Origin of the sequence: Patulibacter minatonensis DSM 18081 (genome assembly GCF_000519325.1) — a bacterium.
In the GTDB taxonomy this organism is placed as follows: domain Bacteria; phylum Actinomycetota; class Thermoleophilia; order Solirubrobacterales; family Solirubrobacteraceae; genus Patulibacter; species Patulibacter minatonensis.
The window spans coordinates 1836437-1862074 of sequence record NZ_KI912613.1; the positions used below are offsets into that span (position 1 = coordinate 1836437).

The following is a 25638-nucleotide window of genomic DNA, read 5'->3' on the forward strand; positions in this document are numbered from 1 at the left end:
GTCCCTCCACGAGGTCACCCAACCATGAAGCGCACCGTCTTCGACGACGAGCACCTGATGTACCGCGACACCGTCCGGCGGTTCATCGACGCCGAGATCGCCCCGAACCACGAACGGTGGGAGACCGACGGCGCCGTCGACCGCGACCTCTTCCGCCGGGCCGCCGAGCAAGGGCTGCTGGGGCTTCAGGTCCCGGAGGAGTTCGGCGGTCCGGGGATCGACGACTTCCGGTTCAACCAGATCATCAACGAGGAGGTCGGGTACGCCGCCGTCATCGGGAGCGGCACCGGCCTGACGCTCCACAACGACGTCGCACTCCCGTACTTCCTCGACCTCTGCAACGACGAGCAGCGCGCCCGCTGGCTCCCCGGCATCGCCGACGGCACGCTGATCGCCGCGCTCGCGCTGACCGAGCCCGGCATGGGGTCCGACCTCGCCTCGATGTCGACCTCCGCGGCGAAGACGGACCACGGCTACGTCGTCAACGGCTCGAAGACGTTCATCACCAACGGCATCAACGCCGACCTCGTCGTCACGGCCGTGAAGACCGATCCGTCGCAGAAGCACCGCGGTATCTCGCTCGTCGTCCTCGAGCGCGGGATGGACGGCTTCGAGCGTGGCCGCAACCTCGAGAAGCTCGGCATGCACGCGCAGGACACCGCCGAGCTGTTCTTCCGCGACGTCGAGGTGCCGGCCGAGAACCTGCTCGGCGAGGAGGGCCGCGGGTTCACGTACATGACCGCGAACCTCGCGCAGGAGCGGATCGGCATCGCGCTGGCGGCGATCGGCGTCGCGCGCGGTGCGCTGGACCGGACGCTCGAGTACGTCCGCGAACGCCAGGCGTTCGGCCAGTCGATCGGGCAGTTCCAGGCCTCGCGCTTCACGCTCGCCGAGCTCGCCACCGACGTCGAGCTGGGCACGGTCTTCTGCGACCGGGCGGTCCTCGCACTGAACGACGGCGACCTGACGCCCGAGGACGCCGCCATGGCCAAGTGGTGGTGCACCGAGATGCAAGGCCGTGTCGTCGACCGCTGCCTGCAGCTGCACGGCGGGTACGGCTACATGCTCGAGTACCCGATCGCCCGCTGGTACGCGGACTCCCGCATCTCCCGGATCTACGGAGGGACGACCGAGATCATGAAGGAGATCATCGGTCGCTCCGTCGTGGGTCGCTGAGCCCGTCCTCCCGAAGAAGCGAGAACACGATGAGTCAGAACGGACGCGACGTCGTCGTCGTCGAGGCGACACGCACCGCGATCGGCCGCGGGCACCGCGAGAAGGGCGTCTTCCGGGACGTCCATCCCGCGGACCTCCTGAGCACGGTCTATCGCGGCGTGATCGAGCGCTCCGGCGTTCCCGCCGAGCGGGTGGAGAACGTCATCGCCGGCTGCGTCCAGCAGTTCGGCGAGCAGGGCGTGAACATCGCCCGTACGGCGTGGCTCCAGGAGGGCCTGCCGATCGGCGCGTCGGCGCAGACGATCGACCTGCAGTGCGGATCGGCGCAGCAGGCCGTCGGCTTCGCCGCCAGCCAGATCGCCGGCGGCGTGCACGACGTCGTGATCGCGGCGGGCGTCGAGCACATGGGACGGATCACGTTCGCCGACACGGCGGCGACGCAGGAGCGCTTCGGACGGGCGTTCACCGAGCGGCTGCTGGACCGGCACCAGATCGTGAACCAGGGCCTGGCCGCCGAGATGATCACGGAGCGGTGGGGGTTCTCCCGGACCGACCTCGACGACCTCGCCGTCCGTTCCCACGCGCTTGCGCACGCGGCCACCGAGTCCGGCGCGTTCCAGCGCGAGATCGTCGCGGTCGAGACACCCGACGGGCCCGTGCGCCGCGACCAGGGCATCCGGCCGGGCACCAGCCTCGAGACGCTGGGTGCGCTGAAGCCGGCCTTCAAGGACGGCGGCGCGATCACCGCCGGGAACGCGTCGCAGATCTCCGACGGGGCGGCGGCGGTGCTCCTGATGGCCCGCGAGACGGCCGACGAGCTGGGCCTCCGGCCGCGCGCGCTGATCGTGGACCAGACCTCGGTCGGCTGCGATCCCGTGACCATGCTCGAGGGCCCGATCCCCGCGACCGCCGCGATGCTGCGCCGGGGCGGGATCGCGATCGAGGACATCGACCGGTTCGAGGTCAACGAGGCGTTCGCACCCGTCGTCGCGGCCTGGGCGCACGAGCACCGCCCGGACATGGACCGCGTGAACGTGCGCGGCGGCGCGATGGCACTCGGTCACCCGCTCGGCTCCAGCGGTGCGCGCCTGATCACGACCCTGCTGCACGTCCTCGAGGACGAGGACCGCGAGCTCGGCCTCGTGACCATGTGCTGCGCCGGCGGCCTGGGCACGGCGACGCTGCTCCAGCGGCTCTAGACGACGAGACGGACGAAGGACGACCGATGAGCACCACCGACCTCACCACCCCGGACCTCCTGATCGACGGCGCGGCCGTCGGCACCGACGACCGACTCGACGTCCTCAACCCGGCGACCGGCGCGGTCGTCGGGACGTCCCCCGTCTGCACGCGCGGGCAGCTCGACGACGCCTTCGCCGCAGCCGAACGAGCCGCGCCGCCCTGGCGCGGGTCGCTCGACGAACGCCGCGCCGCACTGGGGGCGGCCGCCGCCGCGCTCGCCGGCGCGGTCGACGAGATCGCGCCGCTGCTCGTCGCCGAGCAGGGCAAGCCGATGCGTGAGGCCCGCCTCGAGGTCAAGGCCGCCGCCTACTGGCTCGGGTACTACGCCGGGACGGACCTGGCTCGCGAGACCCTCCGCGACGACGCGAAGGCGTTCGTCGAGGTCCGTCGCCGGCCCGCCGGCGTCGTCGCGGCGATCACGCCGTGGAACTTCCCGCTGCTCCTGGCCTGCTGGAAGATCGGCCCCGCGCTGGCCGCGGGATGCACGATGGTGCTGAAGCCGTCGCCCTACACGCCGCTCTCGACGCTGCGCATGGGCGAGGTCCTCGACGGGGTGCTCCCGGACGGCGTGCTCAACGTCGTCGCCGGGCGCGACGAGCTCGGTGCCTGGATGACCGGGCACCCTGCCGTCCGGAAGATCACGTTCACGGGCTCGGTGGCGACCGGGAAGCGCGTGATGTCGGCCGCGGCCGACGACCTCAAGCGCGTCACCCTCGAGCTGGGCGGCAACGACGCGGCGATCCTCCTCGACGACGTGGACCCGGGTGCCATCGCGAAGCAGCTGTTCTGGTCGGCGTTCCTGAACGCCGGGCAGCTCTGCTGCGCCGTCAAGCGCGTGTACGTCCCGTCGGGGCTGCGCGGCGAGCTGGTCGACGCCCTGACGGCGGAGGCCGAGCGCGTCGTCGTCGGGGACGGCGCCGTGCGCGAGACCACCATGGGGCCGCTGAACAACCGGCCCCAGCTCGACCACGTCCGTGCGGTCGTCGACGAGGCGGTGCGTGCCGGCGCGCGCTCCACGAACGCCGGCGCGGCGCTTCCCGACGGCGGTCACTTCTTCGCCCCGACGATCCTCGACGGCGCCGACGACGCGATGCGCGTCGTCGCGGACGAGCAGTTCGGGCCCGCGCTGCCCGTGATCGCCTACGACGACGTCGAGGACGCACTGGCCCGCGCGAACGCCGGGACGTTCGGCCTGAGCGGCTCGGTCTGGGGCCAGGACGAGGACCGCGCGGCCGACCTCGCCGAGCGCCTCGAATGCGGCACCGCCTGGGTCAACACGCACTACGCCAACGACCCCGGGCAGCCGTTCGGTGGCCTGAAGTGGAGTGGCGTCGGCGTGGAGAACGGCCGATGGGGCGTCGAGACCTTCACCGATCTCCAGGTCGTGCATCGGGCGCGCGGCTGACCCGACCCCCGGCGCCGCCCTGGGGCCGGCATCGGAGAGCGGCGGAAGCGCGAGACTCATCGATCTCGAGCCGCGTGTCATACGTGAACGATCACTCCTTAATTCCAGCCGGCTTGGACACTAGGGTCCGGCTAGGACGGTCCCGATGTCGATGACGGGCCCAGATCACGGCATTGAGATAAGAACCGATCGGTAACTAAAAGCTTGATTCGGTGCTCCGGCGTTGGTACGTTCGGACGTGATGGCCTACGTGATCACCGCGCCGTGCATCGGCACCAAGGACGCCAGCTGCACCGAGGTCTGTCCCGTCGACTGCATCCACCCGACGCCGGACGAGCCCGGGTACGAGGAGGCCGAGCAGCTGTTCATCGATCCCGACGAGTGCATCGACTGCGACGCCTGCGTCGAGGCCTGCCCGGTCGACGCCGTGTTCGGTGAGGACCAGGTCCCCGACGAGGCGACGGCGTTCGTCGCGAAGAACGCGGCGTTCTTCGCCTGACGGCGAGCACCGCCCCGAGAGACGAGCCCGAGATGCCTTCGATCCCCCGCCGCGACGACGCCCGGCCCACCCGGGAAGCGGTGCCCGACGACACCGGGCTCTTCGTCGATCCCGCGGACACCGTCGCCCGGCGCGACGACGCCGACGCCACCGGAGGCGCCGAGCGCGACGGGGTCGAGCACGTCGTCGGCGCTCCGCGTGCCGGCGCCGCCGATCTCGTGCCGTCGGTCCCCGATTCCCAGCCCGACGGCCCCCCGACGGAGACCGACGACTGGGACTTCGAGGACGAGCCCCGCGGTCAGGCGGCCGGCGCGGGCGTCGTCGAGGTCGTGGGCGAGCGCGCCGAGGACCAGGACGACGAGTACCGATGGCACACCGGGATCCGCCGGGAGACCGGCCAGATCGACGCCGTCGAGTTCGTCGACACGCACAAGGCGTTCGGCCGGAGCAAGATCCTCCGGGGTCTCAACATGGGCCTGCCGGAGGGCATGATCTCGATGATCCTCGGCCCGTCGGGCACCGGGAAGTCGGTCTGCATCAAGCACATGGTCGGACTGCTCTACCCGGACGACGGCGATGTCCTGGTGCACGGCGAATCGGTGCCGTACATGGGCCTCGACGAGCTGCTGCAGATGCGCCAGAAGTTCGGCGTGCTGTTCCAGGACGGAGCGCTCTTCGGCTCCATGGACATCTACGACAACACGGCGTTCCCGCTGCGCCAGCACACCGACAAGTCCGAGGACGAGATCCGGGGCATCGTCGACCGTCGGCTCGAGGAGGTCGGCCTCGGCGCCGCCCGCGGGAAGTTCCCGAACGAGCTCTCCGGCGGCATGCGCAAGCGCGCCGGGTTCGCGCGGGCCCTCGTGCTGGACCCCACGATCGTCCTCTTCGACGAGCCGGACTCCGGCCTCGACCCCGTCCGCACCGCCCTCCTCGGCGAGCTGATCAAGCAGATCCACGAGGAGACGATGGAGGACGCCGAGGACCAGGGCTGGGAGCACAAGCCCGCGTTCACCCTGATCACCCACGACATCATGACCGCGCGTCGCGTCTCGCAGTTCATCAACGTCGTGTGGAAGGGGCGCATCGTCGAGTCCGGTCCGGCGGAGGAGCTGTTCGAGTCGGAGAACGCGTTCGTCAACCAGTTCCTGGCCGGTGCGTCCCGCGGACCCCTGGGGATGAACTGAGCACCGTCGGCCTCCCGCGGCGCGACGCGGCCTCCGACCGCCGGGCCACGGGCCGGCTCAGCGACCCCCTCGCGGCGCGGGCCCTGGCGGTCCGCCTCGGTGACTGCGCGCCCGTCGCGAGCGTCCGGGTCCCGCTCGAGGAGGCCATGGGCCGCGTCGTCGCGACCGACGTCGTCGCCCCGGGCGCCCTCCCGGCCTTCTCGACGTCGGCGATGGACGGGTACGCGGTCCGGGCCGTCGACACCGCGGGCGCCACGGCCGAGTTCCCGGTCGTGCTGAACCTCGTCGGTGAGGCACGCGCCGGGCGTGCGGCGATCCGCCGGCTCCACCGCGGTGACGCCCACCGGATCAGCACCGGGGCCCGGCTCCCGACGGGCGCCGACGCCGTCGTCCGCGTCGAGGACACCGAGGAGGACGGCCGCACCGTCGCGGTCGCCGCAGAGGTGACGGTGCGCCGCGACGTCCGGCTCGCCGGAGAGGACGTCCGGACCGACGACCTCGTGCTGCCCGCCGGGACGGTCGTGCACGCGGGCGCCATCGCGCTCCTGGCGGGCCTCGGGATCTCCACCGTGGCGGTCCGGGCGGCGCCCACCGTCTCGCTCGTGGTCACCGGGGACGAGGTCGTCCGGCACGGTGCCCGCCGACCGTCGGCCGACGCGATCCACGACGTGCACGGCGTCGCGATCCCGGCGCTCGTCCGCGCCGCGGGCGGGGAGGTCGTCGAGGTCAAGCACGTCGGCGACGACCGTGCCTGGATCGCGGCGGCGCTGGCGCAGGCGCGCGGTGATGTCGTCGTGACCACCGGCGGGATCTCCGTCGGGCGGCACGACCACGTCCGGAGCGCGCTCCGCGACGTCGGCGCCGTCGAACGGGCGTCCGGCGTCGCGATGCGGCCCGGCGGACCGACGTGGTTCGGGTCGCTCGCCCGCCACGACGACGGCGGTCCCGCCCGGCCGGTGTTCGGACTGCCCGGGAACCCCGCGGCGGCCATGATCGGCGCCGCGATGTTCGTCGTTCCCGCGATCCGGGCGATGACGGGGCGGCCGCCGGGAGCGCCCCGGAGCGCGAGGCTGACCACCAGCACCATCCGACACCCGCGCCTCCACGGGGTGCTCTGGGGCCGCCTGTCGTACGGCCAGGACGGGCTCCCCGCGCTGACCCCCGCCCCGACGCAGGGCTCCCACCGTCTCCGATGCCTGGCCGGCAGCGACGTCCTGATGGTCGTGCCGCACGGGCCGGAGCCCGTCTCCGCCGGCGACACGGCGTGGTTCCTGCCGCTGCCGGGCGCCGGCGACGCCTGAACGGACACCGCGCGGAGCCTCCCGCCCCCGCGGGAGCCGGACGGAAGCGTCTTCCACCACCACGATCGAGCTGGCACGCCCAGCCGGAAAGCAGCAGATGACCCAGATCCAGGACAAGGCCGCCCTCGTCACCGGCGGGGCCTCGGGCCTCGGCGCCGCGACCGTCCGCCGGTTCCACGACGCGGGAGCGTTCGTGACGATCGCCGACGTGCAGGAGGACAAGGGGGAGGCCCTGGCCTCCGAGCTCGGTTCGCGCGTCCGCTTCGTCCGCACCGACGTGACCGACGAGGCGTCGGTCGAGGCCGCGGTCGCCGCCGCCCGCCAAGAGGTCCCGCTCGTCGCGACGGTCTCGTGCGCGGGCACCGGGCACCCGCAGCAGACGTACCACCACAAGAAGGGCGTCCACCCGATCGACCCCTTCGAGCGCGTGATGCGGATCAACCTCTTCGGGACGTTCAACGCCCTGCGATTCTCGGCCGCCGCGATGGCCGAGAACGAGCCCGACGAGGACGGTGGGCGCGGCGTGCTCATCAACACGGCGTCCGTCGCCGCGTTCGAGGGCCAGATCGGCCAGGTCTCCTACTCGGCGTCGAAGGGCGCGATCGTCGGGATGACGCTTCCCGTCGCCCGGGACCTCGCCCGCTACGGGATCCGCTGCGTGACGATCGCCCCCGGCCTCTTCGACACCCCGCTCCTGGCCAGCCTCCCGGAGGAGGCCCGCACCTCGCTCGGTGGGCAGGTGCCGTTCCCGTCGCGCCTGGGCAAGCCCGCGGAGTACGCGCAGCTCGCCCAGCAGATCGTCGAGAACCCGGTGCTCAACGGCGAGACGATCCGGCTCGACGGCGCCATCCGCATGGGGCCCAGCTGAGCGCTGCGCATCTGGTCGCCGGACGGACCTGACGCGGCCGGCGGCCCGGGCCGGCGGCGGCGCACGTCGCCGGCCGCAGGCCCCGGGGGCGTCGCTCAGGCGGCGGCCCGGATCAGGTCGACGCCCTTCTCGGCGACGGCGACCGTCGGGATGTACGTGTTCGAGCTGGGGACGACCGGCATCACCGAGGCGTCGATGACCCGCAGACGCTGCGCGCCGATGACGCGCAGGCTCGGGTCGACGACGGCCTGCGGATCCTTCGCATCGCCCATCCGACACGTGCCGCAGTGGTGGTACGCGACGTTCGTGGCCGAGCGGACGTACTCCTCCCAGCCCTCGTCCGACGTCGGATCCACCGGGGGGTTGAAGTTCGCGTCGACCGTCCGCGCCATGTTCGGGTTCTGGAAGATCCCCGTCAGGAGCTTGCAGGCCTCGACGAGGGTCCGGACGTCGCGCTCGTCCCCGAGCAACTGGTGGTCGATCGTCGGGCGGGACAGCGGATCGGCGTCGGTGATCCGGATCTGCCCGCGCGACTGCGGCTTGCAGAGCGTCGCCTGCAGCGCGACGGCCGCGCGGTTGGGCAGCTCGGCGGTGAGCGCCGATCGCGAGTCCGGGAGCAGCCGGTAGGCGAACGGCAGGAAGTGCAGCTGGAGGTCCGGCCGGCTCAGCGCCGGGTCGGTCTTCGCGAACGCCATCGCCTGGACGACCGGCGATGCGAGCGGCCCCCGGCGCTGGGCGAGGAGCTGGAAGACCGCCTTCAGGCCCTTCGCCGGCCGGCGGGTCGTGTTGAGCGACCAGCCCTCCATGATGAAGCGGCTGACGCTGAGGCCGGTGTGCTCCTGGAGGTTCTTCCCGAGCGCCTCGACCGCGACCTGCACGGGGACGCCGGCCGCCCGGAGGACGTCGGCGGGCCCGACCCCCGACTTCAAGAGCAGGTTCGTCGAGCCGACGGTCCCGGCCGACACGATCACCTCGCGCCCGGCACGGACGGTCACGGTGCGGTCGCCGGCGCCGAGCTCGACACCCGTGGCGATGCCGTCCTCGAGCAGGACGCGGTGGACCCGCGTCTTCGTGAGGACCATGAGGTTCGGGCGGCCCACGTGGGGCCTGATGTACCCGTCGTAGGCGTTGAAGCGCCGGCCGTCCTTCTGCGTGGCCTGGGTGAAGCCGAACCCGGACGGGTGCTCGCCGTTGAGGTCGGTGCGCGGGTAGCCGAGGTCCTCGCCGGCGCGGACGAACGCCTCAGCCATCGGGTGCAGGTCCTTGATGTCGGAGACCGCCAGCGGCCCGCTGTTCCCCCGGTACGCGGAGTCGGCGCTCTCGTAGTTCTCGCAGCGGACGAACCGCGGGAGCAGGTCCGCGTAGGACCACTCGTCGCCGTGCCCGACGATGTCGGCCCACTCGTCGTAGTCCGACGGCAGGCCGCGGATGTTGACCTGTCCGTGGATCGAGCTGCCGCCGCCGAGACACTTGCCCGCCGACCACGTGAACTGCCGACCGCCGAGGGACGGGTCGGGGCCGGTCTCCCACTTCCAGTCCCAGGTGTCGTTGCCGACGAGCAGCGCGACGCCGGCGGGCATCCGGACCTTCGGGCTGTCGGAGTCCCGCCCCGCCTCGACCAGGAGGACCTTGACCGTCGGGTCCTCGCTCAACCGTCCTGCGACCACGCACCCGGCGGGACCGCCCCCCACGACCACGTAGTCGGGGTTCATGCGCACTGCGTCATCGAGCCTCATCGGCCACTCCTGTCGACCCGTCCTGCGACCCGGGTCTGGGATCTTACGAAACGATCGGTTACAGTCACTCGGGGGACATTCATAGCACCCAGACGACGAAAACGGGCCATCTGTGGAATCACCGTTTTTCTTTCTCGCGCTCCGGACGGTGGAGTCCCCGACGTCATGCACGCCACCCGAGGGCCATGTGACGACCAGAGCGGACCAGCACCAGGGCGGTGAGCACGGGCGGGTCATCGCCGTCCACGGGGCGCGGTTCGCGGCCGCGCTGCTCGCCGGGCACGCGCCGGCGCGCGAGGGCCATTGACGAGCGGCCCGGTGGGAGCCACGCCCGGTTTGCCGGGATCGGGCGCGCGGGCCTCTACAGTGTCCTCATGCCGTCGCTGCTGCTCCAGGCGGTGCTGACGGTCGCCGGCTCCGGCGTCGTCGTGTGTCTTCTGGCCACCGGGTGCGCCGCGCCCTGGCGGTCGCGTCTCCTCGTCCTCGGCGGCCTCGTGGTCGCCGTCCCGGTGCTCGCGGGTGCGCTGTACGTCGCCTTCGGTGAGGCCGTGCACGTCTGGGACGCTCACCCTGACGCCGCGCGCTCCACGATGATCGTGCTCCTCGTCATCCTCGCGGTCGCGTCGATCGGTGCGCACGCCGTCCGCGACGGTGCGGCGCGTGACCATCTGGCCGACGAGGGGCCGGACGATGCGGGCGGTGACGGCGGTGGCGGGCAGCGTCCTTCGGATCCGGACCTGCCGCAGCGGCCCCCATCCGCCGGGCCGCGCGTCCCGGACGCCCCGTGGGGCGAGTTCGACGACCTGCGTCGCCAGTGGGAACGGACGCCGGTCGGGCGTCGCTGAGCCGGGGCACTCCTTGGACGGAAAGCCGGAACGCAGCGCGACGCCGGAGCCCGGGGGACGAGGTCGCACGCTGAACGCCGCGCATCGCGGCCGGTTCGTCCGGTCGACGAGACAGCGAGGGCCCCGCGGTGGCGGGGCCCTCGTCCTAGGTGGAGCTCGTCGGGCTCGAACCGACGACCTCCTGGGTGCGATCATGTGGTCACGGGTTGGCTACCCGGTGTACGCGCGATAAGACTCGAAACGACGACCCGGCAGCCCAGCTCGCAGTCGGTTCGTAGGGTCGGCATGCCTGTGACGAGTTCGGTGTCAGAACCCAACGGCGGCTCTGACGGTCGCCTGGATGCTCCGAGCCCGCCACCGTTGCAAAGGGCGAAGCGTCGCTACGCCACAGGGCCGGTGTCTCCGGTTGAAAGCGCGGGGGGAGCGTCCGAGCACTCAGGCACGAAGGCCCGGACAGGTACCTGGGCTTCGACTGTCGCATTCCTCGCGAGAGATGGAGAGGCGCGGTTCCGTCGCATTCCTTGCGGAAGATGAAGAGGCGCGGTTCCATCGACACCTCACGAATGGGCCGACCCCCTCGTGCGATGAGCCCTGGATTCAAGATCCGCTGGGCATCGTTGTCCGTCTGGCCGCTTACTCGCGCAGCGTGGCCCGGCTCCCGGTCGGGGCGAGGGCCAGGATCTCGTCGAACGCCTCGACGAGGCAGCGGCGGAACGTCTCCGGCTCGGCGATCGCGGCCGCGTCGTGGTTGATCGTCACGCAGCACGTCGAGCCGTGGCTCATGAGGACGATCATCGCCGCGACGCCGGGGAGCGGCCCGAAGCCGTAGAGCCGGAGCACCTGGGCTCCGGCGACGAAGACCTCGGCGTCGCGGATCCCGGGGATGTTGCTGGCCTGGACGTCGCTGGTGGACGTCATCTGCCGGACGGCGCGCGAGAGGACCGGGGTCGGCAGGCGGGCGAGCGCGGGGGAGAGCCCGTCGAGGGCCTCGATCGCGGGCTCCTTGCGGATCGCCCGGACGACCGACCGGATCGCGAGCATCCGCTCCGTGGGGTCGGCGATGCCGGTCGGGGCGCTCAGGCGCGCGGCCGCGAAGCGGTTGCCGCCCGACGTCTCCTCCGGTCGGCGGATGGAGATCGGGATCGAGAGGGGAAGTTCGTCGACGGGGCGCCCGAGCGCCTCGTGGTACCGGGCGAAGGCGCCGGAGACCGCGGCGAGGTAGGCGTCGTTCAGCGATGCGCCGGCCTGCTTGGCGGCCGCGGAGAGCCCGGGGAGCGGGACGTCGAGGGCGATGAACCGCCACGTGCCGCTGCGCTCGGCCAGCTCGGGCGACGGGGTCGCCGAGACGGGCCCGAGGACGCGCCGGAGCGACGCCACGTAGCCGACCGTCCGGGCGGGGTGCAGCGCCGCCCGGCCGGTGCCGCGGAGCAGACCGACCCCGCGGCCGACCAGGGCGAGCTCGCGGCGCACCGCCGACCGGAGCACGTTCGGGCGCCGCGGCTCCGGCGGGGCGGGCTGGGGCTTGCCCGCGTTGTGCTCGCGCTGCCGGGAGTGCAGGCCGGCGAACAGCTGCACGCCCGCCGCACCGTCGAGCGTGGCGTGGTGCATCTTCAGGAGGTACGCCGCCCGGCCGCCGCGGAGCCCGGTCAGGAGCAGGGCCTCCCAGGGCGGGCGCGCCGGCTCGAAGGCGGTCTGCGCGACGGTCGCGGCGCGGTCGAGGACGTCCTGCCACGTGCCGTCCGGCATCTCCGCGCGGAAGACGTGGTGGCGTAGGTCGAAGTCCCGGTCGTCGACCCAGGCCGGGTAGCCGAGCGGCCCGTCGACGACCCGCTGCCGGAACCGCGGCACCATCCGGCTGCCCCAGTCGTGGGCGGCCGAGAAGCGCTCCCACTCCGGGGCGCGGTCGAGCTCCTCGACGGCCATGATCGTGGAGCTGAGCGCGGGGTCGGCCTCGGCCTTCCACATCACCGCCTCGATGGCGTTGAACCCCGGGCTGCCCCAGTCCATCGGCGTGTCGGTGCGATCGGTCATGCGGGTCGGGCTCCCTCTAGTGAGGTTCGTCGTTCGGATCGCGAGCGTGTGGCTGTTCCGAACGGCGGGGTCCACGCGGGGCAGCTCGTCGAGCGCGATCGCCCTTCGACGAACATGGGACGGTTGACGCGTCCCACGTCGGTCTGCCGTCGCCTCGTGATCGGTGTCTCCGACGCAGTCGACGCCCGCAGCGTCGAGGGGTCCCCGGGGGAAGGGAGCACCGTGTCCGGCGCGCTGGCTTGATCGTTGCGCGCCGGTAGCGCGTCAGACGGCACGTGCTCAGTGTCCATCCGATCCTTCGATCAGGTGGTAGAGAGCGGTCGCGACGCACGCTGGTTTCCGGGTGCCTTGAATCTCGAAGGTCAGCGCGAGACGGATCTGACCGACGTTGTCCTTGATCTGCGCGTCGCTGACGACGACGTGCAACCGAATACGGCTGTTCACCGGGACTGGGGCAAGGAACCTGAGTCGGTCGATTCCGGAGTTCTGTGCCTTCTCGTAGCCCGAGAGGTCCAAGATGTCCGCGAGCATGGCGGGCGCGAGTGCGAGCGTCAGAAAGCCGTGCGCGATCGGGCCTTCGAACGCCGTCGACGCGGCTCGCTCGTCAATCCGTTGCCGGGTTCCGGTCGCTTCTGCGAATGCGTCGACCTTGGCCTGGGTGACCGACACCCATCGGCTTACACCGAGCTCCTTCCCGGTGTAGTCGATCAGCTCTCCGATGGAGAGCTGAGCCGGAACGGCGTGGTCGTTGGTTGTCGTCATATCGTGGGCCTCTTGGCGGGGGAGGGCTGGCGGATGGCCGGGTCTCGGGTGTTCCGGGCCACTCCCGTGTGGAAGGGCGAGCGGGGCTTGTGGCGCGCAGCGGTGAGCCCTGGGCCTGCGGCGTGTTCTTGGGGCTCGCTGCCTGCGACGCGGAAGAGCGCGGACCACCAGAGCCCGCCGGCCGGGTGCGGTTCTCGAACGGGAACGCGTGTCCGCCACGCTCCGGGGGGCGACGTACGCGCCGTGGTCATCTAGACGTACGTCAGCATCGAGTAGCCGAAATACCCGATGCCGCCCACCATCGCGACCATCATCATCACCAACGAGCCGTAGCTCTCCCGTTCACGCACGCCGCTCAGCCCCGCAGCTCGGTCGGGCCCGAGGGAGCATCTGCGGGGCGGAGTCTGATCCGTCCGATCTCGGCCGGCGAAATGTTCTCCCCGAGGAGCCGAAGGACGAGTGCGTGAACGATCTGCGCGTTTGCGCGGACGAGGGGAAGAAGCAGCCCGTAGCGGTCTCCCTGGCCGAGTGACATGACCTTGGCGACCAGAGCGGTGGTCAGGCACTCGTGGTGCCTGAGCGTCGAGCCCTCGGAATTGATGGTTGCCCACGAGGTGCCGGCCGGCGCTCGGAGTGATTGGGGAGCCACGCGTGCTGGATGGGGTTCGGCGCTCAGGCGCAATGCGTCGAAGCCCAGTATTGGTCCGTCGTCATCGGCCGGGACGTCGAAGCCGATGAGGTGAAGGTCAGCTGCGAATGACGAGCGATGTTCCAACAACACGCTCAGGTCGCTCGTGTCAGCGATGACCGTCGCAGCACCGGCGTCGGCGATGACGTCGACGAGCTCCTGGCTCGACAGACCCGGGTTGACGGGGCGGAAGATCGCACCGAGCTCGACGATTGCGTGCCACGCCTCGAGGACTTGCGGCCGCACGCCGGACACGACCATCACGACGTCACCACGCCGGACCCCGAACGCCTGCAGGCCGAGGGCGAGGGACCGGGCGCGACGTCGCAGCTCGGCGCAGGGCCACGCCACGCCACGCGCTCCACGGCCCGCGTCGACATGGGGAGCGCCGCCGGCGAGCGACCGCAGGTGCTCGGGAAGCATGTCGGCGTCGACCAGCGAGAAGGCGACCGGGAGTGACCGTCCCGCCGCGTGCAGGAACGACGTGGTCACGTCGTTTCGGCCCGGCGAGATGGGAGGCAGATCGAGGTGCTCGACGTTCCAACCGCGACGCTGCCGTCGAGAGGGGTGGCGGGTGTTCCAGCGGCATTCCGCGCCGTCGGACGTGTGGGGCCGCGCTGCTTCAGCGTCGCACGGGCGGTTACAGCGCATGAGTAGTCCTGCTCCTCACGCGGAGGTCGGCTGTCGCGGAACAACGATCTCGCGCTTGAGGATCTTGCCCGTCGGCCCCTTCGGGAGCGCGTCGACGATCCACACGTGGCGCGGGTACTTGTACGCGGCGACCTGGCCCTTGACGTACTCCTGCAGCTCGTCGGGCGTCACCGACTGGCCGTCCTTCAGCCCGACGGCGGCGGCGATCTCCTCGCCGAGCTCCTCGTGCGGTACGCCGATCACGGCGGCCTCGGCGACGGCGGGATGCTCGTAGAGGACCTCCTCGATCTCGCGCGGGTAGACGTTGTAGCCGCCGCGGATGATGAGGTCCTTCTTGCGGTCGACGATGAAGTAGAAGTCGTCCTCGTCGACCTTCGCCATGTCGCCCGTGGAGAACCAGCCGTCCTCGGAGATCGCCTTCGCCGTGGCCTCCGGGTTCTTCCAGTAGCCCTTCATGACGTTCGGGCCCTTGACCTGGAGCTCGCCGACCTCGCCGACGCCGACGACCTCGCCGTCGTCGTTCACGAGCCGCAGCTGCACGTCGTCGACCGCGACGCCGATCGAGCCCGGCTTCAGCGGCAGGTCGACCCGGCTGAACGACGCGACCGGCGAGGTCTCCGACAGGCCATAGCCCTCGAGGATCGGGGCGTCGAACGCTTTCTCGATGCCGCGCAGCACCTCGATGGGCAATGCCGAGCCGCCGGACACGAACAGCCGCAGTGAACTGGTGTCGAACTTGGTGCGTCCTGGGTGGTTCAGAACGGCACCGTGCATCGTCGGGACGCCCATGAAGATCGAGACGCTGTCGCGCTCGATGATGTCCAGGGCCATCGTCGGGTCAAACCTGGGCAGCAGCGTGATCTCCGAGCCTGAGGCGACCGAGACGTTCAGCGTGCAGGTCTGACCAAAGACGTGGAAGAACGGGAGGCCACCGAAGAACACGTCCTCTTTGGTGGGCTGAAACAGCCCGATCGAGGCGTCGACGTTGGAACCGATCGATCCGTGGGTGAGCTCCGCGCCCTTCGGCTGGCCGGTCGTCCCCGACGTGTAGAGCACCACCGCGGTGTCGTCCCTGTCCTTGTGCGCGACGCCCTCCACTGGCGTCGCCGCCGCGGTCCGCTTCGCGATGTCCTCCGGCTCGACGAGCAGCACCTGCGCGTCGATCTCCGCCTGCTCGGCCCCGCCCTCGGCGGACTCGGCGAAGCCGTGCCAGGCCAGGAGCAGCTTCGCGCCCGAGTCGTCCAGGTAGTAGGCGACCTCGCGCTTCGAGAGCAGCGGGTTCATCGGCACGACGACCGCCCCGAGCCGCAGCGCGCCGTAGTACGCGAGCGGGAAGTGCGGCGTGTTGGGCAGCATGATCCCGACGCGGTCGCCGGGCTCCACGCCGAGGTCCTTCAGGAGGCCGGCGACCCGCTGGCTGCCGGCGTCCAGCGCGCCGTACGGGACGGCGGCGTCGTCGAGGCGGATCGCGATGCGCTCGAAGAACTTCGCGGCGGAGGTGGTCAGGAGCGTCGCGAGATTCGCGTTCGAGACAGCGGTCATCGAGTTCTCAATCGTTGAGGGAGGGAACGAAACGGCTCTCGCGCGAGAGCGCGAGGCGCACGCGGGGGAGAGGGCGACCAGACGTGCCGACGCTCTCCCGGGGGCCGCGGGCTACTGGGCCGCGGTGGACTTCGAGCGCCTGCGGGCGGCGGCCGCATCGGGCGCGGCCTGCTCCTCGACAGCACCCTCGAGGGTGAGCGAGATCGGCAGCGGCTCAGGTTCACCGCTCGCCGTCTTCCCGGAGAACGCCGTGCGGCCGCGGTGATGGACCTTCGCCGCGGGGTCCTTCGCCGGCACGTGGTCGATCGCACGCTCAGTCATCGCGGTGATCGTCAGCGACGGGTTGACGCCCACGTTGGCGGGAATCGCCGCCCCGTCGCAGACCAGGAGGTTCTCGTAGCCAAAGACGCGGTGCTGCTCGTCGATCACGCCGTACGCGGGGGTCGAGCCGATCGGGGCGCCGCCGAGAATGTGCGCGGTCGTCGGGATCGACAGCAACGCCTCGGGCACCGCGGAACCCGGCGCCCCACCGGTCTTGCGCGCCAGCCACTCGGTGAAGGCGTTGGCGGCAGGGATGAACGTCGGGTTGGGGTTGTCGGGATCCTGACGGGTCTGCAGCTTCACCCGGCCGTTGCGGCGCCTGCGGGCCGTCAACTGCATCGAGTTGTCCAAGGACTGCATGACGAGCACGACGATCGACCGCTCACCCCACCGCGGCTTCAACAGCAGCTCTGCGACCCACCCGGGGTGGCGCACCAGCTGGCCCAGCCACTTCAACGGGCGGGTGACGCGGTTGCCTCCTCCGGTCAGGACGGTGAAGAGGTTGCGGATCGCACCGCCGCCGGCCCCGTAGGTGACGGTCTCGATGTGCGTATGAGGGTCCGGGTAGATCGACGAGGTGATCGCGACGCGCTTGGCCAACGCCTCGGCGCGGCCTTCGGGGACCGTCACGACGAGGATCGCTTCGCTGTTGGTCCGCACCAAGTGGCCGAGGCGGTCAGAGACCTTCGGCAGGTCACCCTGCAACTTGCAGCGCGCGAGCAACTCATTGGTGCCCAGCGCGCCACCGGAAACCACGACGCCGCGGGCTCGCGTGGTCTGCCGGTCCCGACGGAGCCGGCTGCCGGTGCGCTCGTGCACGACATCCCAGCCGTCAGCACCATCGGTGCCGTTGACCGCCCGCAACGACACGACCTCACGGCCGGCTCGCACCGTCGCTCCGTCGCGCTGTGCGAACCACAGGTAGTTCTTGTCGAGGCTGTTCTTCGAGCCCTGCGGGCACCCGAGCATGCAGCGCCCGATCCTCGAGCACCCCATCCGGGCAGGCCCTTCACCGCCGAAGTAGGGGTCGGCGACCTCTTCGCCGGGGGTGTCGAGATACGTACCGACGCGGGCCTTGCGATAGGTGTCCTCGACGCCGATCTCGCCGGCGTACTCCTTCAGCAGCTGGTCGGCCGGGTCGTCGTCGATGACGTCGGTGACGCCGAGCATTCGCTGCGCGGTCTCGTAGTGCGGGGCGAGCTCCGCCTGCCAGTCGGCGATCGTGGACCACTGGCGGTCCTCGAAGAACGCGCGCGGCGGTACGTAGAGCGTCATCGCGTAGACGAGCGAGCCGCCGCCGACGCCGGCGCCGGACATCACGAAGACGTCCTTGAAGAACGTCAGCTTGAACAGCCCGCGCAGCCCTGCGCGGGGCATGTACAGCCACTTCTTCAGGTCCCACGACGAGGTCGGCATCTCGTCCTCGTTGCGGAAGTGCTCGCCGCGCTCGAGGACCGTGACGTCGTGGCCCTTCTCGGCCAGGCGCATCGCCGAGACGCTGCCCCCGAACCCGGAGCCGATGACCAGCCAGTCGGTGTCGTAGGAGGTGTCGACGGTCGTCATGGGAATCCTGGTGTCCGCGATCGACTGAACGCGCTGCGACCGGTCAGGACCCGCCGGGACGTGCTCAGGGGCGCCGAATGGCTCCCGCAAGCAACCTACCCATGAGCTTTACATCACGTCAAGTGGATATGTCGGACGTTGAGGTCGTCCAGACCCAAGCGAGCTGTCGGAGCAGCGCGGACTCCGTGACGGTCGGGCGTGCCGTGTGTTCCGACAGGACGCGCTCCGTCATCCAGACGAGCGAGTAGGCGCGGGCGTGTGCCTGGTCGTCGGGGATGTCCGGGACGGAAGCGAGGATGCGCTGCTCGACGCGAGGGAGGAATCCGTCGTGCAGGACCCGCCAAAACGCCGCGACCTCCTCGTCATACGTGGCGGCCTCCATCAGCGCCCGGACCGTCGACGCGTACCGCTGGTAGGTGCGCAGCAGCGCCGCGAGCGAGTGCTCGACGTCGTCGTCGACGAGGTCCAGCCATGGGTCCGCGCTCTGGATCAATGCCTGCCGGACGCCCTCGCCGAGCTCGAGGATCAGCGCGCGCTTGTCGCGGAAGTACGAGTAAAAGGTTGGCCGCGACACGCCGGCGCCACGGACGATCTGCTCAATGCTGATCTCGGCGAACGCCCGGCCCTCCTCGAGGAGGGCGACGGTCGCGTCGAGCAGGGCCTGCTCGGTCGCCCTCCGTGCGTCAGCGGTGGCGGAGCGGCGCGACAGGACGGACACCGACTGATCGTATTTGACATGCAAACCTGTTTCGACTTGACAGGATGGAAAGCGCTAGCGTACGTTCGAGGAGCTGGCGTTCGAGGCACGACTGCCGCCGGAACACGAGCCTCGCGTCCGTCGCCTTCGTGGCGCCCCGCCGGCCGAAGAGACGCCCTCTGATGATCCAGCCCCTCCAGACACGTAGCCCGTCGCTGCACGGTCCTCGTCACGGCCAACGCTCCACCCGTCCGGGTCCGCCCCCGCCGGGTGGACGAGCCGAGGGAGCGCCGTCGGGTCCGGTCAAGATCCCGACCGAGGCGTTGGTCGTGCTCCAGTCCATTGCAAGGCGCGACGGAGGCTGCGCCGAGGCGATGGCGATGCATCTACACCACCGCCTCCCCGAGCTGGAACGCCGGTCGGTCGCGGGCAGTGCCTTCGGTGAGACGCGCGCGTGCTGTCAGGCGCACCTCGAAGTCGTGGCCCGCATCGTCTGCGAAGGCGCGTCGACCACCGAGATCGCGGTCCCCGGCCCGGCCATCGAGCACGCGCGGTCCCTGATCCGGCGAGGCGTGTCCCTTGACGTCCTGCTGCGGACGTATCACCTCGGGCAGGCGTTCCTGTCCGCGCGGGCCGCCGCGCTCTTTGAACAGCAGGCCTTCGACGACGCACTTCGCCTCCGGGCCACCGTCGCAGTCGACGCGTTCCTCTTCGACTACATCGACCGTGTCAGTGAGGCGATAGCCGCCATCTACGGCGACGAGCGCAACAGCTGGCACCGGAGCCCCGAAGCAGTCCGCAGCGAGGCGCTGCAGGCGATCATGGAACGTCGCGGCGTCGACGAACGACGTCTCGGCCGGCACCTCGGCTATGACCTCACCGGTCACCACGGGGCCTTCGTCCTGGCCGCGGACGCCCAGGACTGCGGTTTTGAGACCTTGCGCGACGAGGCCCTACGGATCGTCGCGGCCGTCGGCGCGAACGCCTCGCTCGTCGTCCCGGGCGAGGGAACAACGGCCTGGGCATGGTTCCGCACCGTCGACGACGTCAACGACCTCGCCGCCCGTCTGCACGCCGAATGGCGGCCCGCGGAACACGTGCGCATCGCGTTCGCCGACCCGGCACCCGGGATCGACGGCTTCCGGACCTCGCACCTCGAGGCCCTCGAGACGCTCGAGTTCGTCGGCCGCTTCCCGGGAATGCTCTCCGAGCGGGGCACCACGTCGTACCGATCTGTCGAGCTGGTCTCGCTGCTCACCCAGGACCTCGAACGCGCGACGCGGTTCATGCGCTCACGCCTCGGCCCGCTCTCAGGCCCGGACCCCCGGCTCTCTGACCTGCGCAGGACAGCCCTTAACTTCCTGCGACACAACCGAAGCCACGCACGAGCGGGAGAAGCGCTCTTCCTCCACAAGAACACGGTCTTCACTCGTGTCAAGCACACAGAAAAAGTGCTCGGGATCCGCTCAGACGCCTGGGGCATCGAGCTCGAGACCGCGCTCGTGCTCGCCTCGATCCTTGAGGCTGAACCCACCGACTGATCCGCGCGAGGTCTACCCGGAGGTAGTGGCCCCCGCCACGGGCGCCGGGACTCAGGTCGCGGCCTGCCAGAGCCAGGTGACCTGATCGATGAGGGCCTGCTCGTCGAGCGTCGGCCGGGCGACGTGCTCGGTGAACGCGCGCTCGGTCATGTACACGAGGGCGTAGGCACGAGCGGCGACGCCCGCAGCAGGGAGGTCCGGATCGCCGGCAACGATGCGGCGCTCCGCACCGGGACGGAAGCGGTCATGGAAGGCCTGCCAGAACGCGGCGACTTCCGGGTCGTAGGTGGCGGCCTCGGTGATCGCCCCAACGCTCACACGATGTCGGGTGAACACGGCCAGCACCCCTGTGAGCGTGTCGCGGAGCGGAACGTCGGCGAAGCTCAGCCACGGCTCGGCGGCGTCGGAGAGATCTGCCTCCAGTGCAGCGCCGAGCTTGAGGACCAGAGCGCGCTTGTCGTTGAAGTAGGTGTAGAAGGTCGGCCGCGTGAACCCGGCCCGGCGCACGATCTGCTCGATCGAGATGTCCGCGTAGGCCGTGCCCTCCTCGAGCAGCGAGACGGCCGCGCGGAGCAGTTCCGCTTCGGTGGCCTTGCGGGTCTCGGCAGTGCGAGCCCGCCGGGAGAGAGTCGCCATGACCCCAGTCTAGACATTACGATCAGGCTTGACATTGCGTAAAGTCGTGTGGGATGGTCGGTCCTCCGACAGACCCCGTCCGCGGCTCGGTTCGAGTCGCGGCGGACACCACCCTCACGGAAGAACAGGAACACGCATGGGAACGATCACGTTCGTGGAGCACGACGGAACTTCGCACGACGTGGACCTCGTCGACGGGGAGTCGCTCATGGAGCTGGCCACCAGCAACGGCGTGCCCGGTATCGACGGCGACTGCGGGGGCGAGGCGGCGTGCGGCACCTGCCACGTCATCGTCGACGACGCGTGGATCGCCACGACCGGGACGCGCTCGGATGAGGAGACGCAGATGATCGAGATGTCCCCGGAGTGCGCCCCGAACTCGCGCCTCTCCTGCCAGCTGAAAGCACGTTCCGAACTCGACGGACTCCGGGTACACCTCCCCGAGTTCCAGATGTAGTGCCGACTTCCCCCGCGATCGACGACAGGCAAGAGGAACAGCGATGACACCCACCGAGAGCATGCTGGACAGGGCCAGGACCAGAGTGGTCGACAAGGTGCAATCGACCGTTCCTGCCGACCGACAGGTGCGAGCAGCGCACCTCGTCGAGAAGGCGAAGCGCCTGGCCGGCATGAGCACGCCGCTGGTCTTCACCGAGGAGCCGATCCCGGACCCGGTCGACGTTCCGCTGACCGACATCGACGTCAGCAACCCCTTCATGAACCGGCAGGGGAAGTGGAACTCGTACTTCGAGCGGCTGCGCGAAGAGGCCCCGGTCCACTACCTCGCCGACAGCCCGTTCGGTCCGTTCTGGTCCATCACGCGCTACGCGGACATCCAGGCCGTCGACTCGAACCCCGAGGTCTTCTCGGCGGAGCCCCACATCGTCCTCGGGCCCCCGCCGCTGGACATCGAGATGTTCATCGCGATGGACCCGCCCAAGCACGACGTCCAACGCAAAGCCGTGCAGGGCGTCGTCGCGCCCCGGAACCTCAAAGAGATGGAAGGGCTCATCCGCGAGCGCGTCCGGGAGGTGCTCGACGGCCTGCCGACCGACGAGCCGTTCGACTGGGTGCAGAAGGTCTCCATCGAGATCACGGGCCGGATGCTGGCAACGCTGCTGGACTTCCCGTACGAGCAGCGACGCAAGCTCACCTACTGGTCCGACACGATCAGCTCGACCGCTGAGGGGACTGGCGGCACGACGCACCAGGACGACTTCTACGCCGCCACCGAGGAGCTGGCGAAGGGCTTCGTGGCGCTCTGGCACGACAAGGCCGCGCGGCGAGCCGCCGGTGAGGCGGACGGGTTCGACCTGATCACGCTGATGCAGACCTCCGAGGACACGAAGGACCTGATCAAGCGGCCGCTCGAGTTCCTCGGCAACCTGACGCTGCTCATCGTCGGCGGCAACGACACCACCCGCAATTCGATGTCCGGGGGCGTCCTTGCCCTCAACAAGTACCCGGACGAGTTCGAGAAGCTGAAGGCCGACCCGAAGCTGATCCCGAACATGGTCTCCGAGATCATCCGGTGGCAGACCCCGCTGGCGTACATGCGCCGGGTCGCCAAGAAGGACGTCCACTTCGGCGGACAGTTCATCCGCAAGGGCGACGTGGTCGTCATGTGGTACGCGTCGGGGAACCGCGACGAGAGCAAGTTCGAGAACGCCGACGCGCTCATCATCGACCGCAAGAACGCGCGCAACCACATCGCGTTCGGCTTCGGCGTGCACCGCTGCATGGGCAACCGTCTCGCCGAGATGCAGCTGCGCATCCTGTGGGAGGAGCTGCTCGCCCGGTTCGACCGGATCGACGTCGTTGGCGAGCCCGAATACGTGCAATCCAACTTCGTCAAGGGCTACGAGAAGATGATGGTCCAGCTGACACCCAAAACGGCCAGCTGACCTCGGGCGACGACGGGGATCGGGGAGAGCTATGGGGACCCAGCGGGTGGTCATCGTCGGAGCCAGCCACGCAAGTGCGCAGCTGTGCGTCAGCCTGCGCCGTGACGGCTGGGACGGCGAGATTCTGTTGATCGGCGACGAGCCGTCGCTGCCCTATCACCGGCCGCCGCTGTCGAAGACGTTCCTCGCGGGAACGACGACGATCGAGGACCTCCACATCCGCAAGCCGGAGTTCTACGAGAAGGAGCAGGTGGCGTTCCGTCACGCCCGGGTCACCCGGATCAGCCGAGAAGCCAGGACCGTCACGCTGGACGACGGCGAAGAACTGGGCTACGACAAGCTCGTCCTCTGCCTGGGAGCCCGACCGCGTCCGCTGAGCATTCCCGGGATGGAGCTCGCCGGCGTTCACTACCTGCGGGACGCGGCCGACATCACGGCCATTCGCGACAGCCTCGCGGGGGCCAGCCGCGCGGTCATCGTCGGCGCCGGCTACATCGGCCTGGAGGCGGCGGCGTCGTTGCGGAAGCTGGGCGTCGAGGTCACCGTGCTCGAGGTCGCTGAACGCGTCCTGCAGCGCGTCACCGCCCCAGCGGTCTCGGCCTTCTACGACCGCGTCCACCGGGAAGAAGGGGTCGACCTCCGACTTGGCGTCGGCGTCTTGGCGCTCGAGGGCGAAGATCAGGTCACCAGCGTCCGGCTCACCGACGACGACCACATCGCGGCCGACCTCGTCATCGTCGGTGTCGGAGTCCTCCCCAACGTCGAGCTGGCGCAGGACGCTGGGCTGGCTGTCGACAACGGCATCGTCGTCGACGCGCACGGCCGCACCGACGATCCGGACATCTTCGCCGCCGGGGACTGCGCCAACCACTACGACGCCCGCTACGACCGCCGCCTGCGGTTGGAGTGCGTGTCCAACGCGGTCGAGCACGCGAAGAGCGTCGCCGGAGCGATCTGCGGCAAGGACAAGCCGATCTCCGCACTCCCGTGGTTCTGGTCCGACCAGTACGACCTGAAGCTCCAGATCGCCGGCCTCAGCACGGGCTACGACACCGTCGTGCTGCGCGGAGACCCCGCCGCCGGTCGTGCCTTCGCGTGCTTCTACTTCGCGGACGGGCGATTGGTCGCCGCCGACTGCGTCAACAACGCGAAGGAGTTCATGTTCAGCAAGCGCGCCATCGCCGAGGGTCTGTCGCCGGATCGTTCGATGCTGGCCGACCCAGGAACGCCGCTGGCGTCGCTGCTTCAAGCGTCCACGAGCCCTACGGGCTGATCGGGTCACGACGGACCCGCGAGCGCGCCAGCGGAGCTCACGGTAGACGGCGAGCCTGCCGGAGCGGCTCACCGCAATCGCCGACGCCCCCGAGGGCGCTGCCTTCTTCGACCTCTGCGGGACCAGCCCGATGCTCAAGAACGACCTGACGTGACTCATGACCACACCGATCAACGTGGTCGTCCTGGGCGGAGGCTCTTGGGCGACCGCAGTCGCCTCTCTCGCCGCGACGAACACGCCGACCACACTTTGGGCGCGGGACGCTGACGTCGCCCGCGACATCGACCACAACCACCGCAACACGCGGTTCCTCGAAGACCGACCGCTCACCGAAAACCTGCGGGCGACCGACGACCTCGCGGCCGCGGTCTCGGATGCCGACGTTCTCGTCATGGGCGTCCCGTCGCAGGCGCTCCGCGAGGTCGCCGGGCTCGCAGCCCCGCATGTGCGCCCATGGGTGCCGGTGCTGTCGCTCTCGAAGGGCATCGAGGTCGGCACCCGCCTGCGCCCGACCCAGATCATCGGCTCCGTCCTCCCGGGACACCCGGTAGGGGTGCTCGCCGGCCCGAACCTCGCCCGAGAAATCCTCGACGGCAAGGCCGCCGCGTCCGTCGTCGCGACGCCCGACACCGAGGTTGCCAAGGCGTTGCAACCGTTGTTCTCCACGCCGCTGTTCCGGGTCTACCGCAATGCCGACGTCGTCGGGAGCGAGCTCGGTGGCGCGTTGAAGAACGTCATCGCGATCGCCAGCGGCATGGCCGACGGCCTGAGCGTCGGAGACAACACCCGAGCCATGGTGGTGACCCGTGGCCTGGCGGAGCTCACGCGGCTCGGTGTGGCACTTGGCGGCGACCCCCTGACGTTCACGGGTCTGACGGGTCTCGGCGACCTTCTCGCGACGTGCTCCAGCCAACTCTCCCGCAACCGGCGGGTCGGCGAAGAGCTCGGTCGCGGCAAGACGATCGAGGAGATCCTCGAGGGAATGAATCAGGTCGCTGAGGGCGTGAAGAGCGTGCGCACCGTCCTCGAGTTGGCCGCGATCCACGACGTCTCGATGCCGATCGCGGAGGAGGTCGACGCCGTGGTCAACGAAGGACGGACGGCGCGGGATGCCTACCGCGGACTCCGCGCCGAGGTGGCGCAGAGCGAACGGCATGAGGTCGCCTAGTATCGAACGTCGCCAGATCGAGAACGCCGATGGCACCGACCCGAGTGCTGCTTTCGCGGAGTCCGGTGCTCGGCGCGGAGTGTTCGGGCTGCGGCGACCATCTGGCGCTGAGCGCCGGCCCCGGCTGTTGCGCGGGATGCGAGAGAACCGGGCATCGGCCGTCTGCGGCTGAGGTCCCCATGCCGACTACGGCGGAGGGTCGACTCCAGCGTAGAGCGCGTCGCGAACGATCTGACGGGGTCGGCGATCGAACTACCAAACGCCTGTGCGAGGGTCGCTGACGAAAGGTGCGGGGTCCTTCGAAACGTCCGATTGCGACGATGAGTGCTACGCCATCGCGCTACGCCGCCCGGGGTGTCGTGCCCGTTCGTGATGGGCGTCACCTGGCCGGGAATGCGAGAACCCGCCTGGTGGCGGGTTCTCGTCCTAGGTGGAGCTAGTCGGGCTCGAACCGACGACCTCCTGGGTGCGATCCAGGCACTCTTCCAGCTGAGCTATAGCCCCAGGACGCTGGATTCTAGCCCGGGGCGCGCCGGGCGTGTCGTGCGGTCCTCCGGGCCCGCGTCGCCGGGACAGACGGACGGACGGTGTCCAGCGTTCTG

At 70.2% G+C, this 25638-nt stretch carries 21 protein-coding genes and 1 tRNA gene; 13 read left to right on the forward strand and 9 right to left on the reverse strand.

Features of this window, described 5'->3' with window-relative positions; translation table 11 throughout:
* The first annotated feature begins 24 nt into the window (after positions 1-24).
* From PATMI_RS0108365 to PATMI_RS0108395, 7 genes are all read left to right on the forward strand, one after another.
* Positions 25-1176, forward strand: a complete 1152-nt coding sequence (locus tag PATMI_RS0108365) for an acyl-CoA dehydrogenase family protein (RefSeq protein WP_026910566.1) — start codon at positions 25-27, stop codon at positions 1174-1176.
* 29 nt (positions 1177-1205) lie between these two features.
* Positions 1206-2375 (forward strand): thiolase family protein, encoded by a 1170-nt coding sequence (locus PATMI_RS0108370; RefSeq protein ID WP_026910567.1) that lies wholly within the window; start codon positions 1206-1208, stop codon positions 2373-2375.
* Positions 2376-2401: 26 nt separating this feature from the next.
* Complete coding sequence (locus tag PATMI_RS0108375) at positions 2402-3823, forward strand: aldehyde dehydrogenase family protein (protein WP_026910568.1); 1422 nt, start codon at positions 2402-2404, stop codon at positions 3821-3823.
* Between the two features lie 241 nt (positions 3824-4064).
* On the forward strand, positions 4065-4322 hold the full coding sequence (locus PATMI_RS0108380) for a 4Fe-4S dicluster domain-containing protein (RefSeq protein WP_026910569.1): 258 nt from the start codon (positions 4065-4067) through the stop codon (positions 4320-4322).
* 32 nt (positions 4323-4354) lie between these two features.
* On the forward strand, positions 4355-5509 hold the full coding sequence (locus tag PATMI_RS0108385) for an ABC transporter ATP-binding protein (protein ID WP_084269793.1): 1155 nt from the start codon (positions 4355-4357) through the stop codon (positions 5507-5509).
* Positions 5395-6810, forward strand: coding sequence for a molybdopterin molybdotransferase MoeA (locus tag PATMI_RS28480; protein ID WP_281171302.1), 1416 nt, complete (start codon positions 5395-5397; stop codon positions 6808-6810). The genes PATMI_RS0108385 and PATMI_RS28480 overlap by 115 nt, the downstream gene beginning before the upstream one ends.
* Positions 6811-6907: 97 nt before the next feature.
* Positions 6908-7678: an SDR family NAD(P)-dependent oxidoreductase gene (locus PATMI_RS0108395; protein WP_026910571.1), complete on the forward strand. Its 771-nt coding sequence runs from the start codon at positions 6908-6910 to the stop codon at positions 7676-7678.
* 95 nt (positions 7679-7773) lie between these two features.
* On the opposite strand, the gene PATMI_RS0108400 is transcribed toward PATMI_RS0108395, so the two are convergent.
* Positions 7774-9414 carry a GMC family oxidoreductase gene (locus PATMI_RS0108400; RefSeq protein ID WP_169738340.1) on the reverse strand — a complete coding sequence of 547 codons (1641 nt, stop codon included), beginning with the start codon at positions 9412-9414 and terminating at the stop codon, positions 7774-7776.
* Positions 9415-9788: 374 nt separating this feature from the next.
* On the opposite strand from PATMI_RS0108400, the gene PATMI_RS0108410 reads away from it, so the two are divergent.
* Positions 9789-10259 (forward strand): hypothetical protein, encoded by a 471-nt coding sequence (locus PATMI_RS0108410; RefSeq protein WP_026910574.1) that lies wholly within the window; start codon positions 9789-9791, stop codon positions 10257-10259.
* A gap of 633 nt (positions 10260-10892) precedes the next feature.
* On the opposite strand, the gene PATMI_RS0108415 is transcribed toward PATMI_RS0108410, so the two are convergent.
* From PATMI_RS0108415 to PATMI_RS0108445, 6 genes are all read right to left on the reverse strand, one after another.
* Positions 10893-12290 carry a wax ester/triacylglycerol synthase domain-containing protein gene (locus PATMI_RS0108415; RefSeq protein ID WP_026910575.1) on the reverse strand — a complete coding sequence of 466 codons (1398 nt, stop codon included), beginning with the start codon at positions 12288-12290 and terminating at the stop codon, positions 10893-10895.
* A 279-nt stretch (positions 12291-12569) separates the two neighbouring features.
* A complete protein-coding gene (locus PATMI_RS0108420) occupies positions 12570-13052 on the reverse strand; it encodes a MaoC family dehydratase (RefSeq protein ID WP_036725529.1) in 483 nt (160 codons plus the stop codon).
* A 355-nt stretch (positions 13053-13407) separates the two neighbouring features.
* The gene (locus tag PATMI_RS0108430; protein WP_026910577.1) at positions 13408-14232 is read right to left on the reverse strand and encodes an AMP-binding protein; all 825 of its coding nucleotides are present in this window, start codon (positions 14230-14232) and stop codon (positions 13408-13410) included.
* Positions 14233-14406: 174 nt separating this feature from the next.
* Entirely contained in the window at positions 14407-15933 is a 1527-nt protein-coding gene (locus PATMI_RS0108435; RefSeq protein WP_036725532.1) for a long-chain-fatty-acid--CoA ligase, read from the reverse strand.
* Between the two features lie 111 nt (positions 15934-16044).
* A complete protein-coding gene (locus PATMI_RS28485) occupies positions 16045-17817 on the reverse strand; it encodes an FAD-dependent oxidoreductase (protein WP_051471223.1) in 1773 nt (590 codons plus the stop codon).
* Between the two features lie 118 nt (positions 17818-17935).
* Positions 17936-18535 carry a TetR/AcrR family transcriptional regulator gene (locus PATMI_RS0108445; RefSeq protein ID WP_026910579.1) on the reverse strand — a complete coding sequence of 200 codons (600 nt, stop codon included), beginning with the start codon at positions 18533-18535 and terminating at the stop codon, positions 17936-17938.
* Positions 18536-18843: 308 nt separating this feature from the next.
* Between PATMI_RS0108445 and PATMI_RS0108450 the strand changes: the two genes are divergently transcribed.
* Positions 18844-20055, forward strand: coding sequence for a PucR family transcriptional regulator (locus PATMI_RS0108450; RefSeq protein ID WP_157260677.1), 1212 nt, complete (start codon positions 18844-18846; stop codon positions 20053-20055).
* 51 nt (positions 20056-20106) lie between these two features.
* Here PATMI_RS0108450 and PATMI_RS0108455 read toward each other — a convergent pair whose 3' ends face one another.
* Entirely contained in the window at positions 20107-20691 is a 585-nt protein-coding gene (locus PATMI_RS0108455) for a TetR/AcrR family transcriptional regulator (RefSeq protein WP_026910581.1), read from the reverse strand.
* A gap of 136 nt (positions 20692-20827) precedes the next feature.
* Between PATMI_RS0108455 and PATMI_RS0108460 the strand changes: the two genes are divergently transcribed.
* From PATMI_RS0108460 to PATMI_RS0108475, 4 genes are all read left to right on the forward strand, one after another.
* A complete protein-coding gene (locus PATMI_RS0108460) occupies positions 20828-21148 on the forward strand; it encodes a 2Fe-2S iron-sulfur cluster-binding protein (RefSeq protein ID WP_026910582.1) in 321 nt (106 codons plus the stop codon).
* 61 nt (positions 21149-21209) lie between these two features.
* Positions 21210-22595, forward strand: coding sequence for a cytochrome P450 (locus tag PATMI_RS0108465; RefSeq protein ID WP_036727372.1), 1386 nt, complete (start codon positions 21210-21212; stop codon positions 22593-22595).
* A gap of 31 nt (positions 22596-22626) precedes the next feature.
* Positions 22627-23868: an NAD(P)/FAD-dependent oxidoreductase gene (locus PATMI_RS0108470; RefSeq protein WP_026910584.1), complete on the forward strand. Its 1242-nt coding sequence runs from the start codon at positions 22627-22629 to the stop codon at positions 23866-23868.
* A 157-nt stretch (positions 23869-24025) separates the two neighbouring features.
* Positions 24026-25036, forward strand: coding sequence for an NAD(P)H-dependent glycerol-3-phosphate dehydrogenase (locus tag PATMI_RS0108475; protein ID WP_026910585.1), 1011 nt, complete (start codon positions 24026-24028; stop codon positions 25034-25036).
* 431 nt (positions 25037-25467) lie between these two features.
* On the opposite strand, the gene PATMI_RS0108480 is transcribed toward PATMI_RS0108475, so the two are convergent.
* Positions 25468-25540, reverse strand: a tRNA-Ala gene (locus tag PATMI_RS0108480).
* Positions 25541-25638: the final 98 nt, after the last annotated feature.

Coding starts and splice junctions, on each gene's coding strand:
- PATMI_RS0108380 (WP_026910569.1), top strand. CDS start 4,065: ATGGCCTACGTGATCACCGCGCCGTGCATCGGCACCAAGGACGCCAGC.
- PATMI_RS0108460 (WP_026910582.1), top strand. CDS start 20,828: ATGGGAACGATCACGTTCGTGGAGCACGACGGAACTTCGCACGACGTG.
- PATMI_RS0108385 (WP_084269793.1), top strand. CDS start 4,355: ATGCCTTCGATCCCCCGCCGCGACGACGCCCGGCCCACCCGGGAAGCG.
- PATMI_RS0108475 (WP_026910585.1), top strand. CDS start 24,026: ATGACCACACCGATCAACGTGGTCGTCCTGGGCGGAGGCTCTTGGGCG.
- PATMI_RS0108420 (WP_036725529.1), bottom strand. CDS start 13,052: ATGACGACAACCAACGACCACGCCGTTCCGGCTCAGCTCTCCATCGGA.
- PATMI_RS0108395 (WP_026910571.1), top strand. CDS start 6,908: ATGACCCAGATCCAGGACAAGGCCGCCCTCGTCACCGGCGGGGCCTCG.
- PATMI_RS0108465 (WP_036727372.1), top strand. CDS start 21,210: ATGCTGGACAGGGCCAGGACCAGAGTGGTCGACAAGGTGCAATCGACC.
- PATMI_RS0108470 (WP_026910584.1), top strand. CDS start 22,627: ATGGGGACCCAGCGGGTGGTCATCGTCGGAGCCAGCCACGCAAGTGCG.
- PATMI_RS0108400 (WP_169738340.1), bottom strand. CDS start 9,414: ATGAGGCTCGATGACGCAGTGCGCATGAACCCCGACTACGTGGTCGTG.
- PATMI_RS0108415 (WP_026910575.1), bottom strand. CDS start 12,290: ATGACCGATCGCACCGACACGCCGATGGACTGGGGCAGCCCGGGGTTC.
- PATMI_RS0108365 (WP_026910566.1), top strand. CDS start 25: ATGAAGCGCACCGTCTTCGACGACGAGCACCTGATGTACCGCGACACC.
- PATMI_RS0108455 (WP_026910581.1), bottom strand. CDS start 20,691: ATGGCGACTCTCTCCCGGCGGGCTCGCACTGCCGAGACCCGCAAGGCC.
- PATMI_RS0108370 (WP_026910567.1), top strand. CDS start 1,206: ATGAGTCAGAACGGACGCGACGTCGTCGTCGTCGAGGCGACACGCACC.
- PATMI_RS0108410 (WP_026910574.1), top strand. CDS start 9,789: ATGCCGTCGCTGCTGCTCCAGGCGGTGCTGACGGTCGCCGGCTCCGGC.
- PATMI_RS0108375 (WP_026910568.1), top strand. CDS start 2,402: ATGAGCACCACCGACCTCACCACCCCGGACCTCCTGATCGACGGCGCG.
- PATMI_RS28485 (WP_051471223.1), bottom strand. CDS start 17,817: ATGACGACCGTCGACACCTCCTACGACACCGACTGGCTGGTCATCGGC.
- PATMI_RS0108435 (WP_036725532.1), bottom strand. CDS start 15,933: ATGACCGCTGTCTCGAACGCGAATCTCGCGACGCTCCTGACCACCTCC.